At 69.6% G+C, this 15,152-nt stretch carries 11 protein-coding genes, 1 tRNA gene and 2 pseudogenes; 5 read left to right on the top strand and 9 right to left on the bottom strand.

What is annotated here, in order from left to right:
- Positions 1-71: 71 nt before the first annotated feature.
- Positions 72-1,331, bottom strand: coding sequence for an efflux RND transporter periplasmic adaptor subunit (locus tag ABS772_RS21515; protein WP_350396792.1), 1,260 nt, complete (start codon positions 1,329-1,331; stop codon positions 72-74).
- An 88-nt stretch (positions 1,332-1,419) separates the two neighbouring features.
- Here ABS772_RS21515 and ABS772_RS21510 point away from each other — a divergent pair, with 88 nt between their 5' ends.
- Positions 1,420-2,034 (top strand): TetR/AcrR family transcriptional regulator, encoded by a 615-nt coding sequence (locus tag ABS772_RS21510; protein WP_350396791.1) that lies wholly within the window; start codon positions 1,420-1,422, stop codon positions 2,032-2,034.
- A 167-nt stretch (positions 2,035-2,201) separates the two neighbouring features.
- The gene (locus ABS772_RS21505; RefSeq protein ID WP_238255359.1) at positions 2,202-2,417 is read left to right on the top strand and encodes a hypothetical protein; all 216 of its coding nucleotides are present in this window, start codon (positions 2,202-2,204) and stop codon (positions 2,415-2,417) included.
- 6 nt (positions 2,418-2,423) lie between these two features.
- On the opposite strand, the gene ABS772_RS21500 is transcribed toward ABS772_RS21505, so the two are convergent.
- The 4 genes and pseudogenes from ABS772_RS21500 to ABS772_RS21480 all read right to left on the bottom strand — a co-directional run bounded on the left by ABS772_RS21500 (position 2,424) and on the right by ABS772_RS21480 (position 8,279).
- Positions 2,424-2,792: a hypothetical protein gene (locus tag ABS772_RS21500; RefSeq protein ID WP_350396790.1), complete on the bottom strand. Its 369-nt coding sequence runs from the start codon at positions 2,790-2,792 to the stop codon at positions 2,424-2,426.
- Positions 2,793-3,139: 347 nt separating this feature from the next.
- Positions 3,140-3,514 carry a response regulator gene (locus ABS772_RS21495; protein WP_350396789.1) on the bottom strand — a complete coding sequence of 125 codons (375 nt, stop codon included), beginning with the start codon at positions 3,512-3,514 and terminating at the stop codon, positions 3,140-3,142.
- Between the two features lie 66 nt (positions 3,515-3,580).
- Positions 3,581-7,083: pseudogene (locus ABS772_RS21490) on the bottom strand (CheR family methyltransferase).
- A 161-nt stretch (positions 7,084-7,244) separates the two neighbouring features.
- Entirely contained in the window at positions 7,245-8,279 is a 1,035-nt protein-coding gene (locus ABS772_RS21480) for a chemotaxis protein CheB (protein WP_350396786.1), read from the bottom strand.
- Between the two features lie 260 nt (positions 8,280-8,539).
- Here ABS772_RS21480 and ABS772_RS21475 point away from each other — a divergent pair, with 260 nt between their 5' ends.
- Entirely contained in the window at positions 8,540-8,662 is a 123-nt protein-coding gene (locus ABS772_RS21475; protein WP_350396785.1) for a hypothetical protein, read from the top strand.
- A 77-nt stretch (positions 8,663-8,739) separates the two neighbouring features.
- Entirely contained in the window at positions 8,740-10,260 is a 1,521-nt protein-coding gene (locus ABS772_RS21470) for a carbohydrate porin (protein ID WP_350396784.1), read from the top strand.
- A 16-nt stretch (positions 10,261-10,276) separates the two neighbouring features.
- Here the strand turns inward: ABS772_RS21470 and ABS772_RS21465 are convergent, their stop codons facing one another.
- From ABS772_RS21465 to ABS772_RS21455, 3 genes are all read right to left on the bottom strand, one after another.
- Complete coding sequence (locus tag ABS772_RS21465; RefSeq protein ID WP_350396783.1) at positions 10,277-11,320, bottom strand: CorA family divalent cation transporter; 1,044 nt, start codon at positions 11,318-11,320, stop codon at positions 10,277-10,279.
- 6 nt (positions 11,321-11,326) lie between these two features.
- Positions 11,327-12,964 (bottom strand): inorganic phosphate transporter, encoded by a 1,638-nt coding sequence (locus ABS772_RS21460; RefSeq protein WP_238254760.1) that lies wholly within the window; start codon positions 12,962-12,964, stop codon positions 11,327-11,329.
- A 682-nt stretch (positions 12,965-13,646) separates the two neighbouring features.
- Positions 13,647-13,723 (bottom strand) — tRNA-Arg (locus ABS772_RS21455).
- A gap of 873 nt (positions 13,724-14,596) precedes the next feature.
- On the opposite strand from ABS772_RS21455, the gene ABS772_RS21450 reads away from it, so the two are divergent.
- Positions 14,597-14,809: a hypothetical protein gene (locus ABS772_RS21450; protein ID WP_350396812.1), complete on the top strand. Its 213-nt coding sequence runs from the start codon at positions 14,597-14,599 to the stop codon at positions 14,807-14,809.
- Positions 14,810-14,856: 47 nt separating this feature from the next.
- On the opposite strand, the pseudogene ABS772_RS21445 reads toward ABS772_RS21450, so the two are convergent.
- Positions 14,857-15,021 (bottom strand): annotated as a pseudogene (locus tag ABS772_RS21445) (Rha family transcriptional regulator); the annotation flags it as partial.
- Positions 15,022-15,152: the final 131 nt, after the last annotated feature.

The following is a 15,152-nucleotide window of genomic DNA, read 5'->3' as shown; positions in this document are numbered from 1 at the left end:
CACGGCGTCGCCGCCGGGCGGTTTTGGGTGTCGGATCGAAACGGTACGCGTCTCAGCGCGACGCTAGGTTTTTACCGTTGCGCGAGCTTGCCGGTCTGAGGCGAAGCATCCTGCGGCCGGGCGCCCATCCGGACCGGCTCGGGGCTGATGCGGGTGCCGGGGCGGATGCGCTGCAGCCCGTTGACCACGATGCGCTCGCCGCCGGACAGGCCGGAGGTCACGACGCGCAGGCCGTCGACGGCCCGGCCGAGGGTCACGGCCCGGAACTCGGCCCGGCTGTCCGCCCCCACCACGAGGACGAAGCGCTTGTCCTGATCCGTGCCGATGGCGCGCTCGTCGACGAGCAGGAGGGATTCGGGCACGGCCTGGCCCAGCCGCATCCGCGCGAACTGGCCGGGAATCAGGTGGCCGTCGCCGTTGGCGAAGGTGGCGCGGACGCGGACCGTGCCGCTGCGCGCATCGACCTTGTTGTCGATGAACTGCAGGCTGCCCTTGGCGCGCGCGCCGTCGGCCGTGATCATCTCGACCGGGATCCGCGCGAGCCGGCCGCGCCCACCCGCCGGTTCGGCGATCGAGGCGAGCGCCTTCAGGATCACGGTCTCGTCCGCGTCGAAGCTGGCATAGACGGGATCGACCGAGACGAGGGTCGTCAGCACGGCGGCGCCCGCCCCCGTCGCCACGAGGTTGCCCGGCGTGATCTCGCGGCGGCCGACGCGGCCGCCCACGGCCGCCCGGACCTGGGTGTAGTCGAGATTCAGGCGCGCCGACGCCAGCGCCGCCTTCGCCCCCGCCAGGGTCGCCTTCGCCTCCTTGAAGGCGTTGGCGCGCACGTCGAGGTCGCGCACCGTCACGATGTGCCGGTCCGACAATTGCTGCCCGCGCTCGAGGTCGCTCGAGGTCAGGGCGACGCGGGCCTCGGCGCCGGCGACCTGGGCCTCCAGGCGCTCGACCTCCGCCGCGTAGGGCGCGGGATCGATGGTGACGAGGAGGTCGCCGGGCTTGACCAGCTCGCCCTCGACGAAATGCGTGGCCTGGATCGCGCCGCCGACGCGGGCCCGCACCTCGATGCGGTCGACCGCCTCCAGGCGGCCGGAGAACTCGTCCCACAGGACCACGTCGCGCGGCTCGACCGTGGCGACGGCGGCCGGCATCGCCGGCTCGTCCTGCGGGGTCGCGGCCTGGGCCGGCGCCGCGCGCCACACCGCGGCCGGCGTCGCGAGCCAGGCGGCGCCCGCCAGCAGGGAGAGTGCGAGGCCGACCCCGGCGCTGCGCCGGACGAGAAAACGGCCTAAGGAGGTGCCACGCTGAGGATCCACGAGGGGCTCCGACATCTGTAGAGTTCGCTACACATGTCGATGTGGACGCCGCGCGTCAAGAGACTTATCTACCACTCGATACAAAACTTGGAGCCCGCGGACAATGGTGATGGGGCGGCCCCGGTCCTTCGACACGGACAAGGCCCTCGACGAGGCGATGGAGGTGTTCTGGCGCCACGGCTACGACGGCGCGAGCCTCGCCATGCTGACGAAGGCGATGGGCATCAAGGCGCCTTCCCTCTACGCGGCCTTCGGCAGCAAGGAGGGGCTGCTGAAGGCCGCCCTCGACCGCTACGCCGAGCGGCGCTGCGAGCACATGCGCCACGTGCTCGCCGGAGCGACCGCGCGCGACGTGGCCGAGCGGTTCCTGAGCAGCATCGCCGAGAGCCACACCGACCCGGCCAACCCGCCCGGCTGCCTCCTGGTCCAGGGCGGCCTCGCCTGCGGGGAGGGGTCCGAAAACATCCCCTTCGAGCTGGCCACCCGGCGTTCCCAGACCGAGATGGATCTCCGCGAGCGATTCGCGCAGGCCCGGCGCGACGGCGACCTGGCGCCGGAGGCCGATCCGGCGGCGCTGGCCCGGTTTCTCTCGACGGTGGCTTCCGGCATGGGCGTCCTGGCCTCGTCGGGGGCCGACCGCGATGCCCTGCGGGAGGTCGCGCGCGTGTCGCTGAGCGCCTTCACGCGGTGCCGCGAGGCGGGCGCTGGCCAAGCCTGATCGGAGCCGGGCCGGGGACGCCGCGATGCCGGAGCGCTCGGCCCACCGCTCCATCCCGACCGGTCCCGGCGCGCCATGGCTCGAACGGGGTCGCAAGATCGGCTAAAGCCGATGAGACCCGGTTCGGGCGCGACCACGGCGCCCCGCTCCGCCGCACGAGAAGCCGGATGGACGACGAAGACATCATTCGCACGGATATCGAGTTCGCCGTGGCCGACGCCTGCTGGCGTCACGAGGTCGCCCGGCACCTCGGCACCTCCGTCGCCGAGGATGCGTTGACGCCATCCGAGATGAAGGGCGAGCCCGAGTCCGCGCTCCGTCTCGCCTACGAGGAGCGCCTGCGCGCGCTCCAGGCGTGGCGGCGCGCCCGCGGCCTCGCCTGATCGGACCTACTGCACCGGAGGCTGGCGGCGCGCGAGGGCCGCGGCCGCCCGTTCGATGCGGTCTCCGGTCCGGAGCAGGGCGCGCTCGACGAGGGCGAACAATTCGGGATCGTCGGCATTCTCGGCTTGGCGCGCCGCTTCGAGCAGCGCGTCGAAGACGGCACAGAGCGCGTCCGGCGGGACCGTCGTCTCCGGCGGACGGGGGAGGGGGAGCGGGGGACGCCCCGACGGATCCGGCGCGCCGTGCGCCGAGAGGATCTGCCGCGAATCGGCGATGATGCGCTGCGTGCGCTCGACGATGATGCGGATTTCCAAAGCCAGCTGCTTGGTCCGTTCGACCTTCGCAAGCGCCGCGCTCGCCCATGGTTCGGTCATCAGGCTTCACCTTGCCGGCAACGCGGAGGCCGCCTCGGGTCCGAGACCTCGGAGGATCGCGCGGGGCGCTCCGGCCGTGCGGTCAGCGGAGTCGCCTCCGCAACCGGCAGCTTCGCATCCCGGCGGACGACACCGCAAGTCGGCGCACGGATGTCCGATGGTGTCCGGCCGATCGGTTCGGTGTCTCCGCCGTCCTTGCGAGGCGAAAGCAATTCAGGGCACGACCTGTCCGGAGAGGTCGCGCCCTGGATCACTTCGGCTTCGCCTCGCAACGACGGAGAGGGACAGAACCCAAGGCGATCGACCGGAAACCGGAGGAACCCGTCCGTGCGGAAAAAAACCTCCGCTCAGTGTTTGATGAGCCGGCCCACGGCCTGCAGCAGCTCGCTGTCGAGGACGGGCTTCCCCAGGACGGCGTGCGAGCGGTAATCCGAGCCCTCCGCGATCCGGATCTCGCCGGTGGCGAAGAGGTAGGGCACGCCGCGCTCGGTGAGGCGGTCGGCGACGGGGTAGACCGGCTCGCCGTTGAGGTGGACGTCGAGCACCGCCGCGTCGAGCGGTTCCATCTCGATGAGGGCCAGCGCCCGCTTGGTGTCCGGGACGGGGCCGGCCACCTCGGCCCCGGCCTCCTGCAGCCACCGCTCCATCTCGATCGCGATGAGGTACTCGTCCTCGACCACGAGGATGCGGCGACCTGACAGGGGGCGCTTGGGCGTGGGCATCACGGCTCCGGCAGCGAGGGTCCGCGGAATCCTATCCGCATCGCGGCCGTCGCGAATTTTCCCAGGTTACTTCAGGGGCAGCTCGATCCGGCACCGCAGGCCGTCGCGCGCGAGCAGGTATTCGGTCCGCGCCTGCAAAGCATAGGCGAGCGCGTTCTCGATCAGCTCGCGCCCGTACCCGCGCCGGTCCAGGAGCTGCGGCTCGACGCGGATGTCGCTCTCGATCCAGTTCAGCGCCATGCGCTTCCCGCGGCCGTCCTTCTGAAGGCGCTCCCAGGTCACGGAGAGGCGGCCCGCCTCGTCCTTCAGCGCGCCGTACTTGACGGCGTTGGTGGTCAGCTCGTGCAGGGCGAGGGCGAAGTTCTGCACCTGCTCCGAGGTCAGCAGCACCTTGGGACCCGAGATCGTGATGCGCTGCGGCGAGGCGCTGGTATAGGCCGCGAGCTCCGCGTGCACGAGGGCGCTGACCTCGACGGTGTCGTTGCCGGACCGGCTGAGCAGGGCCTGGGCCCGGCCCAGCGCGTTCAGCCGGGTGGTGAAGTTCTCCACCGGCGCCCCCTGCCCGACGGTGCGGGTCGCGAGCGAGGTGACGACGCCGAGGAGGTTGCGCGAGCGGTGCTGCAGCTCCTTGACCAGCACGTCCTGGCGCTCGGCGGCCCGCTTGGCATCGGTGACGTCGGAGGTGATGCCGCCGACGCGGTGCACCTGCCCCTTGTCGTCGAACAGCGGGAAGTTGGCGTTGGCGAGCCAGCGCTCCTCGCCGTCGCTCGGCCGGCGGATGCGGAAGATGTGGGACACCCGCTCGCCCGCCCGCACGCGGCGGAAGGCCTCGAGCACGGCCTTGCGGTCCGCCCGCGCGATGAGCTTCAGCCAGGATCGCAGCGGATCCTGGCCGGGATCGTCGAGGGCGGTGCCGTACAGCATCTCGAAGGCCGGGCCCGCATACTCGAAGCCCAGGGTCCGCGCGTTCCGGATCCAGAGCACGTCCGAGGACGCGTCCGCGAACTGGCGGAACCGCGCCTCGCTCTCCCGCAGGGCCGCCTCGGCCTGCTTGCGCGCGGTGATGTCGACGAAGGTGATGACGACGCCCGCGATGAAGTTGTCGACGCTGCGATACGGCAGGACGCGGACCATGTAGCGCGTCCCCGTCTGCGGGTTCTCGATCTCGCGCTCGGAGCTGTTGAGGGTGCGCAGGACGCGGCGGGCGTCGTCCTGCAGCTCCTCGTAGGCGATGCGGGACTTGATGTGGGCGAGGGGACGGCCGGCATCCGATTCGACGAGGTGGAACAGCTCCGCCGAGGCCGGGGTGAAGCGCATGACGCGCAGGTCGTTGTCGAGGAAGACGGTTGCGATCTGCGTGCTTTCGAGGAAGTTCTTGAGGTCGCTGTTGATGCGGCCGAGTTCCTGCACCCGCAGCCCGAGCTCGCCGTTGACGGTGGTCAGCTCCTCGTTGACCGATTGCAGCTCCTCCTTCGAGGTCTGCAGCTCCTCGTTGGCCGATTGCAGCTCCTCGTTCAGCGACTGGTACTCCTCGTTCGAGGCCTTCAGCTCCTCGTTGGTGCTCTCCGCCTCCTCGGCGATGGCCTGCAGCCGGTCCTTGTTCTCGCGCAGCTCCGCTTCGAGCTCCCGGATGCGGTCGCGCTGGTCCTGGGACGAGGACGACGCGTCCGCGTCGGCGGCGGCCGTCCCCCCGTCCTTGAACAGCACGAAGAAGTGCCGGGCGGGGCTGGCCGTGTCCTTCACCGGCTCGACCACGAGCTCGACCAGCAGGCTCTGCCCGTCCTGCTCGATCCGCCGGTTGGGAAAGTGGACCGTCCGTCCCCCCTCGGCCGCGCGCACCAGCGCCGCGCGCAGGTCGAGACGCAGGTCCGGATGCGCCAGCTGCATCAGGTTGAGCGAGGCCGCGCCCCCGGCCGGATCGATGTAGCGCCCGGTCCGCCCGGAGAAGTGCAGCACCGTGTGGGTCTCGTCCACGATCACGTAGGCCGGCGTGTAGCGTTCCACGAAGCGCTCGGCCCGCTGCGCCAGCGAGGGCTCGACCGTGCGGACGGCCAGCCCCGAGGCCGGCCGGTGCTCGAGCCGCGGAGAGGACACGGCGAAGGGGAAGTCGGGCAGGATCCGGCTGTGCGTCTCCAGCCGGCGGAAGATGCGCGAGCGCGCCTCGATCGGGCCGAACAGGTTGGTGTGCCGGGAGACGTTCTCGGAATTGCCGAGGAACAGCACGCCCTCCGGCTTCAGCGCGAAGTGGAAGACCGGGATGACGCGGCTCTGCAGCTCGGCGTCGAGATAGATCAACAGGTTGCGGCAGGAGATGAGGTCGAGGCGGGAGAAGGGCGGGTCCTTGATGATGCTGTGCTGGGAGAAGATGCACATCTCCCGCACTTCTTTGACGATGCAGTAGGTGTTGCCCTCCCGCACGAACCAGCGCGCGAGCCGCTCGGGGCTGACGTCGCGCACGACCGACTCGGCGTAGCGGGCCGAGCGCGCCGCCGCGAGGGCCCGGCCGTCGAGGTCGGTCGCGAAGATCTGGACCTGCGGCACCTCTTCGAGGGTCGCCATGTGCTCGCGCAGCAGGATGCCGAAGGAGTAGGCCTCCTCGCCGGTCGAGCAGCCGATGATCCAGATCCTCAGCGGATCGCTGCGGGTCTTCCCCTCGAACAGCTTCGGGATCACGCTGCGTTCGAGGAGCTCGAACTCCTTCGTGTCGCGAAGAACTGCGTCACGCCGATCAGGAGGTCGTTGAAGAGCTCCTGGGCCTCGCCCGGCTGCGCCCGCAGATAGTCCACGTAGGCGGCGTTGTCGTCGATCTGGGCGACCTGCATCCGCCGCTGGATGCGGCGCATGAAGGTGCCCTCCTTGTAGCCGTGGAAGTCGTGGCCGGTCTTGTTGCGCAGCACCGCCGCGATGCTGGCCAGCACCGTCGAGGCCTCGGCCTCGTCGAGATGCGCGTCCGGACCGGTCTTCGAACCGAGCTGGCGGATGCTGGCCCGGATCCGCTCGGCCAGGGGCTCGATCGGCAGCACGGCATCCGCCAGCGCGGCGGGGATGTTGCTCGCGGCGAGTTCGCCGGCGCGCGACTCCTCGGTCTCCTCCGCGAAGGCGATGCCGCCCATCTCCTTCACGGCCTTGAAGCCGAGGGTTCCGTCGGATCCGGTTCCGGCGAGGACGACCGAGATGGTGCGCCCGTCCATCTCGCCCACCAGCGAGACGAGGAAGCTGTCGATCGTCCCGCGCTCGCCGAAGCGCTGCTCGGCGGGACGAAGCTGGAAGTGGTCGCCCTCGATGCTGACGATGACGTTGGGCTCCGGCAGGTAGACCCGGCCCGGCACCAGCGGCATGGTCCGCTCGATGACGCTCACCTCGTGGCCGGCCGCCGCCAGGGCATGGCCGAACGCGGCCGCGTCGAGCGTTTCCCGGTGCTGCAGCACGACGATGATGGCCGTGTCGGGCCGGGGCGGAAGCGCCTGCAGCAGATGCACGAGCGAGCGCGTGTTCGCGGCCGAGGCGCACAGGGCGACGACGATCGGCCTGCCGTCCCGGGGGCCGGCCTCCTCGGAGGACTCCACCATCACCGCCTCCAGCCGCAGCGGACCCGTGCGCGCGCTCCGGCACAGCCTCTAGGACGATGCGGCGGGCGCTGGCCAGTCCGAAACCGATCGCGGCGGCGCGCCGCGTCCCACCGCGCGGTGCCCGCGCTCGGCAATGGGGCCGGATCGGACGAGCGCACGCGCTATTCCTCCTGCTCGCCTCCACCCTCGATGTCGCCGTCCGCCGGCTCGGGTGAGGGCAGGGTCTGAAGGACGGCCCGCCGGATCACGTCGGCGTGTCGGCGGTACTCGGCCGCGCGCTCCTCGTAGAGCGCGCTGACGGCCGGGTGCCCGGCCTTGCGCCCGTCGCTGGCCATGCGCCGGACGAGTTCGGCCCGCTCCTCGACGATGCGCAGGGCCACCCGCAGGGCCTCGTCGATCGATCCCTCCTGCTGCTTGGCCACCGCCTCGGCGGTGTAGGCGTGGCCGACCTGGCAGCGGAAGCGCAGCGGCTTGCCGTCCCGCACCTCCGAGAGCACGCCGCCGCAATGCGGGCAGGACATCGCGGCGGGATCGGCGATGCGGCGCAGGACGTCGCTGTCGATCCGCTCTCCCGCGGCGATGTCGACTTCGAGCCGGATCTCGGGCGGGACGGGCAGGGGCGGGCCGGCGGCGTCGCGCACGAGGTCCGACAGGACGTCGCCGATGCCGGCCGCGGGCAGGGTGAGATCGACCTCCATGGCGGAGAGGGCGCTGCGCGGCATCTCGTCGGCGATCGCCTCCGCAGGATCCTGCACGAGCGTGATGCCGCCGCAGCGCTTGATCGCCTCGAGACCCGAGACGCCGTCGTTGAGCAGCCCGCTCAGGAGCACGCCGATCACCCGCGGGCCGTACTGCGCGGCGGCGGAGCGGAACAGCGGATCGATCGAGGGCCGCGCCATGTTCTCGCGGGGGCCGCGGCCGAGCTTGATCCGGTCCCCATCGAGGATGAGGTGATGGTCGGGCACGCCGAGATAGATGTTGCCCGGGCGGATCGCCAGGCCGTCGGCGGCCGGGTGGACCGGGATGTGGGCGACCGCCGACGTGACGGTCGCGAGCAGGCCGAGGCTGCGCGCGGGGATGTGCAGCACGATGAAGACCGCCGCCGGCAGATCCTGCGGCAGGGCGCCGAGGATCGCCCTGAGCGGGACGGTGGCACCGGACGATCCGCCGATGACGATGACGTCGCGATTGCTCAAGCCGCCCTGCTCCGCGCTCCGCCGAAACCCGGCCGCGGAGCATCCGGCCTGCGGAGGCCGCGTGCCGGGGCCACTTTCGGATAGGTTGCGATCCGAGGGAAGGTTCCGCCGGAGGCCGCGGGCGCTCGGAAAAGGGTCGGCCCGGCCCGAGCCCCGACCACCCCCGGCACCTCGGCCCCAGGATTCGCAAGCTTCTCAGGCTTGTCACGGAAGCCTGATCCTATCACCCCTCTCCATGTCCCCTCGAGGTGGCGCCGACGATGCCCGACCGACGCCCGCCGCACGATGCCGATCTCGAGGCGGTCCGCCGCGAACTCGCCGACAGCCACGCCGTCGTCCGCGGGCCGGTCCCGGCCGCGATGTCCGTTCCGGCTCGATCCTGAGCCGTGGCCGGAACCGGTGCCTCCCGAGGGATCATGGCTTGGCGTGCAGGGCTGACATGAGCGGTCCGAGGAGCAGGATGTCTCGCGGCCTCCGCGCAGGACGAGCGCGCTCCGCTGCGCTGGCCGCCCTCCTGCTGTCGGGCTCCGCGGCCGTCGCGCAGCCGGTGCTCGACGTTCCGGGCGAGGCCGCCCGCATCGCGAGCGAAGGGTTGTCCATCGGCTCCGATGCCGGCGCGGGCGGCGATCCCCAGACCTCCGTCGCCCAGCCGGTCTTCTCGGCCCAGCGCTCGGCGGAGGTGACGAGCACGATCGAGGACCTGCTGGGCCCGGCGGGGGACCCCGGCGGCTTCCGCGCCTTCCTGCGCACCCGCGGGATCACCTACGATCTGATCTACTTCACCGAGGCCGTCCACACCGCGCGCGGCGGCAAGCGGCGCGGCACCGCGACGCTCGGCATGGTCGACATCGACGTCGACGTCGACCTCGACACCCTGGCGGGCTGGAAGGGAGGCGCGCTCCACACGACGTTCTACCAGATCCACGGCAGCGGCGCGTCGCGCTCCTATATCGGCAACCTGCTCACCGTGAGCGACATCGAGGCCCTCTCGGCCTCGCGCCTCAACGAGCTGTGGTTCGAGCAGAGCCTGTTCGACGGCAGCGTCGCCGTGCGCGTCGGGCAACTCGCCACCGACACCGAGTACATGATCAGCCAGACCGGCATCCTGTTCACCAACGGATCCCTCGGCTGGGCCGGGATCCTGGCGAGCAACCTCCGCGGCGGCGGGCCGTCCTACCCGCTCGCCTCGCCGGGCGTGCGGGTGAAGATCGTGCCCAACGCCAACCTGTCCTTCCAGGCCGGTCTCTACGACGGCGATCCGGGCGGACCCGACCGCTTCGGCCGCGAACCCGATCCGCAGCGGCGCAACCGCACCGGCACCCGCTTCCCGCTCACCGACCCGGCGCTCGCCATCGCGGAAGTGTCCTACGCCTACAACATCGCGCCGGGCTCGGCGGGCGAGCCGGGCACGGTGACGCTCGGCGGCTGGTACCAGTTCGGCCGCTTCAACGCGCTCAACCGCGACACGGAGGGCCGGTCGCTGGCCGATCCGGAGAGCTCGGGGGTCGGGCGCCGGTTGAGCGGCGACAGCGGGATCTACGGGGTCATCGACCAGACCGTCTACCGCGAACCGGACGACCCCAACGACGGCGCCAGCGTGTTCCTGCGCGCCTCGGGCTCGCCCGGCGACCGCAACCTGATCGACTTCTACCTCGATGCCGGCATCGCCTACAGGGGCCTGTTCCGCGGCCGCTCGGACGACACGATGGGCCTCGCGGTCGGCTACGCCCGGATCTCCGACGCCGTCCGCCGTCTCGACGCCGAGGCCGCCATCCTCGGCGGCGTCCCGGGCCCGCGCCGCAGCATGGAGACGGTGGTCGAGGCGACCTACCAGGCGGTGCTCGGGCCGGGCCTCGCCCTGCAGCCGAGCATCCAGTACGTGTTCAAGCCCGGCGGCGGGATCAGCAACCCGCGCGATCCGGACGGCGCGCGAATCCGCAACGCCGCCGTGTTCGGGCTGCGCGCCACGATCCGCTACTGAGCGCTCCCGGCCGCTCTCAGTCGCGCGGCGGGCGGATGCCGAGGCCGCGGATCAGCGCGAAGACCGCGAGCGCCGAGACGACGGCGACCGCGATGGCGACCGAGGAGCCGCTCTCGTTCTCGGCAAGCGGCAGGCCCTTGGTGTTCATGCCGAACAGGCCGGTCACCAGCGTCGGCGGCAGGAACAGGGCGGTCAGCACCGACAGGGTGTAGAGCTGCCGGTTGGAGGCCTGGGCGAGGTAGGAGGCCAGCTCCTCCTGCATCAGGCGGGAGCGGTCGGCGAGCATCACCATGTCGCGGTCGAGGGCGTCGAGCCGCTGGGCGATCCGGACGGCGGCGGTGACGGCGGCGGCCGGAATCTGCTCGTCGGACGCGGCCGTCTCCAGACGGTGGAAGACGGCGCGCAGCCCCAGGAGCTGCCGATGAAGCCGCACCGCGTCGCGGCGGATCGGGCCGAGCCGCCGCCGCTCGCCGCGCACGCGCTCGTCGAGGATGTGGTCCTCGATCTCGTCGAGTTCGTCGGCGAGGCGACCGCCCGTCTCCACCATCGCGGTGACGACCTGCCCGACGATGATCTCGAGAAGTTGGACGGGCGCGAGGATGCACTGCCCGTCCGCCGCCGCATCGCGGGCGAGGTCGGGCCCGACGACGGGGTGCCGGCGGCCGCTCACCAAGAGGCGCGGCCCCATCACGAAATGCAGGCGGCCGCCGGCATCGACCTTGGCCCTCTCGTCCCTCTCGCGGACGAGATCGGCCACGACGCCGCCGATATGGCCGTCCTCGACCAGGAGGCGCTGGTGCGGGTCGCTGGCGAAGGCGGCGGCCGTCAGGTGCCGCGGACCGAGCCGGCCCTCGGCGACGAGATCGGCCAGCCGCACGTCGTTCAAGTTGAAGTGCAGCCAGAGGAAGCCCTCGCCGAAGCCCCCCGGAGCGGGCAGTCCCTCCTCGTGATCGACGAGGTGGCCGCGGCCGCCCTCGTCGAAGCGCATGGCCCAGAGAAGGCCCGGGAGCGCCGGCTCGTCGCAGAGGAGACGGGCCGGCCGTGTCGATGCCGCGGCCATCCCGGCTCAGAACAGGCGCGAGAAGATCACGTAGAGCGTGCCGGACAGGAGCATGGCCACCGGCAGGGTCAGCACCCAGGCCATGGCCAGGTTGCGCAGGGTCGAGAGCTGCAGGCCGGACCGGTTGGCCGCCATGGTGCCGGCCACGCCCGACGACAGAACGTGCGTGGTCGAGACCGGGAGGCCGAACATGTCGGCCGCGCCGATCGTGCCGGCCGCGACCAGCTCCGCCGAGGCCCCCTGCGCGTAGGTCAGGTGGGTCTTGCCGATCTTCTCGCCGACGGTGATCACGATGCGCTTCCAGCCGACCATGGTGCCGAGGCCGAGGGCGATCGCGACGGCGACCTTGACCCAGGTGGGGATGAAGCGCGTCGCCTCGTCGAGGCTCTTCTTGTAGGCGTTGAGCGTGCCGATCTCGGCCGAGGAGAGCTCGCTCTCCTTGTCCTTCATCAGGAAGCGGACCGCCTCGGAGGCGAGGTACATGTCGTTGCGGGTGTTGCCGACCGCCTCGGCCGGCACCTTCGCGAGGGTGCCGTACTGATCGACCTGCTCGCCGATCTGCTTGATCAGGACCGAGAGCGACGGATAGGTGCCGCCCTCGATCTTGTGGGCGGCGACGTAGGCCGTCACCGCCGGGCGGGGATCGCCGATGATGTCGTAGCCGGCCGCCTTCTTCGCCACCACCTCGGAGGCCGCCTGCGAGGTCATCCGGAACTGCGCCACCGAGGAATCCGGCAGGGCGCGGTTGAGGGCGTAGGCGGTCGGCACGGTGCCGATCAGGATGAGCATGATCAGGCCCATGCCCTTCTGCCCGTCGTTCGAGCCGTGCGCGAAGGAGACGCCGGTGCAGGTCGCGATCAGGATGCCGCGGATCCACCACGGCGGCGGCTCCTTGCCCTTCGGCTCGGCGTAGAGAGCGGGGTTGCGCACCACGAAGCGCAGGACGAGCAGCAGGGCGCCGGCGGCCATGAAGCCGAAGACCGGCGAGAGCAGCAGGGACCAGCCGATCTCGGTGGCCTTCGTCCAGTCGACCCCCGACGTGCCCGAGCGGCCGTGCATCAGGGCGTTCGCCACGCCGACGCCGATGATCGAGCCGATCAAGGTGTGCGACGAGGAGGCCGGCAGGCCGAAATACCAGGTGCCGAGGTTCCAGATGATGGCGGCGATCAGGAGGGCGAAGACCATGGCGAAGCCCGCCCCGGACCCGACCTGCAGGATCAGCTCGACCGGCAGCAGGCTGACGATGCCGAAGGCGACCGCCCCCGAGGACAGGAGCACGCCGAGGAAATTGAAGAAGCCGGACCAGACGACGGCGACGTTGGCGGGCAGGGAGTGCGTGTAGATGACGGTCGCGACGGCGTTGGCCGTGTCGTGGAAGCCGTTCACGAACTCGAAGCCGAGCGCGATGATGAGCGCGACGAACAGCAGGATGTAGGGCAGGTACGTGGTGACCTGCACGCCGGTGGCATCGACGTCGAGGTAGATGCTGTAGGCGACGTAGGCGAGGGCCGCCGCGACCGCGCCGGTGAACAGGACGGTCGCGAGGATCGAGCGGTTGCCGTCGAGGTTGGGGCGACCGTGGTGCGGCCCTGGCCCCGCATGATCCTGGCTTGGCGCGAAACCGCCGATTGCTGACCCTGCCATGCCGACCTCTCCGACGATATCTGTGCGGGCTTGCGTCGCCGGAGATTGTCTGAGCACGCGGACGGCGAAATTTTTGTGACAGATCAGGGATTAAGAGCGCTCGGCAAAACGTGCGATGCGGGTTGTCGGAGGCGGGCGCCTCCGCGGAGGGTTCAGGCTGGCTGGTCGGCCCCGCGGGGGGCAGGAGCGACGCTTCGAATCGGCTGACGCGCCGCGAGAGCCATCGCCCCGCACCCGTCTCCGGCGAAGCCGCGCACAGGCCGGCGCGCTCAGGCGCCATCGGGACTGTGTCGAGCCGATTCGCGGCTGGCGAAAAGCATGTGCGTTCGATCGGAGGATCGCCCGTCGGCTTGGTCAGGTCGAGCGGATCGGTCTTGTCGAAGCCTTGCTTGGCGGGATGAGGGACCAAGCCGCAACCGACGTGGATTGCGTTCGGCCGACCCTCGACGGCGCCGGCAGCCAGGAGATCACCCCGGCGATGATCAATGCGCTCTCGACCGCCGCGCGCTCAGGCATGCGACGGGAAGAAGACGTCTACCGGCGTGAACACCTGCACGCCTTCGCCCACGTGCCGCGGTCGCTGACGACGAGGTCCGCATCGGGGAATCGAAAGCCGAACGGTTTCAAACCCTTGGCGCCGCTTCAAGGAAGAAGGCGGGGGGTTCACATTTCTGTTCTGAAATGGCGCACCCGACACGATTCGAACGTGTGACCTTTGCCTTCGGAGGGCAACGCTCTATCCAGCTGAGCTACGGGTGCTGACTCGGGTTTGGCTTCAGTTTCCCCGCGAAATCAATCTGTTACAGGCCATAAGGTACATAACAGTTGGCTTGGGAGCAACCACCGATACCGGGGCATTCCACGGGTTCGCTGTGACACGGCTGTGACAAACCGGGGGAAGGCCTCACGATCCCCTGAAGCCCACCGAAAGCCCCTTGATCGAACCTTAGGCCCTGTGATGTGTTCCGTTTCTGTTCTCATCCTGAGTCGGACTGGAGGCCCATGTCACACACCCAAACCGCTCAGGCATCCCAGGCAACTGAAAGGCATCACAAGCCTCCTGAGGCTCCCCAGGCCCACCACAGCCCCCTCAGCCCCGTAGAGGTCATTGCAAGGGCATACCTCGGCCTGACCGGTGACGATGCGCGTGTGGCCCTCAGGGAGGCCATAGCCGATGCCTTGGCTGATCTCGCGGAGGCCGAAAGGCGGACCCAACAGAGGGACCGGCTGATCTCCCGTGGTTACGTCCGTGGTACGTTGTTCAATGACACCACCAAGGAGGCCTGAGGTCCCATGTCTCGCAGCTTACCCTTTCGTGGTGGTACGGGTCGAATGCGGCATGTGTCCCCACAGGACCGGGAGCTATCGTCTTGCTCGGTTAGCAGCAAAGTACGGCCCCGAGACGCCCTTAGAGGACGTATTGAGGAGCATCGCGTTCGATTGTCCCTGGCAAGAGAGACCTGGGAAGCGGACAGGCAACCAGTACGTCCCACGATGTCACGCCTACTACCCCGATCTTGAGGCGCCTCCTAGGCCACCTGATTTGCCACCGAGTATGCAGGGGCTTAGGCTTATAGAGGGTGGCAAGAAGTAGGATGGAAGTGTCCTGAGCGCCCTTGAAGGCAACTAGCCGTGATTGAATCCATAGAAGGCTTGATCGGAAGTAATATCAGCACGATCATTTGGGGAGCCATCTTATGGGGCGCTTTCCTCGTGACAAATTGGGGTATGCGCAACGCAATGGACGTGCCGAAGCTACATGATCGGATTATCCGTTTGGAGCAACAGGTAGCTGATTTAACTGAGAAGCTTGATATCTTGGATGGCGAAGTCGACCGGATGTAGGCCAGCTTGAAGTCCACCGCCTTGTGCCCCGTGTACCCCATGACCAGCAGAGAGAACCCATCGCGGTTCATGTCGAAGCTTCGGGTCTCACGGTTGGCACGGGGGTCGAAGGCGCTAACCTCTTGAAACATATGGCCCTCCAAATCTGGATGACCGGATTCTAGGAGTTGGTCGATGTCCCGAAGGACGTGAAAATGCTCCTTCTCAAACACCACCGCGATATGCCTTGAGTTGGTCCAGGGCTTACCATCGGGGCCTGTGGTGATGAGGGCTCCTACGTCGGTGGGTGTGATGATTGTAGACCAACCCTCAGTCCCACAAGCCTTCCTACAACCTCTCCCTG

Source organism: Methylorubrum podarium (assembly GCF_040270385.1).
GTDB classification, from domain to species: Bacteria; Pseudomonadota; Alphaproteobacteria; order Rhizobiales; family Beijerinckiaceae; genus Methylobacterium; species Methylobacterium podarium.
The sequence above is the reverse complement of the archived record's forward strand: the minus strand, read 5'-3'. Positions and strand labels throughout refer to the sequence as shown.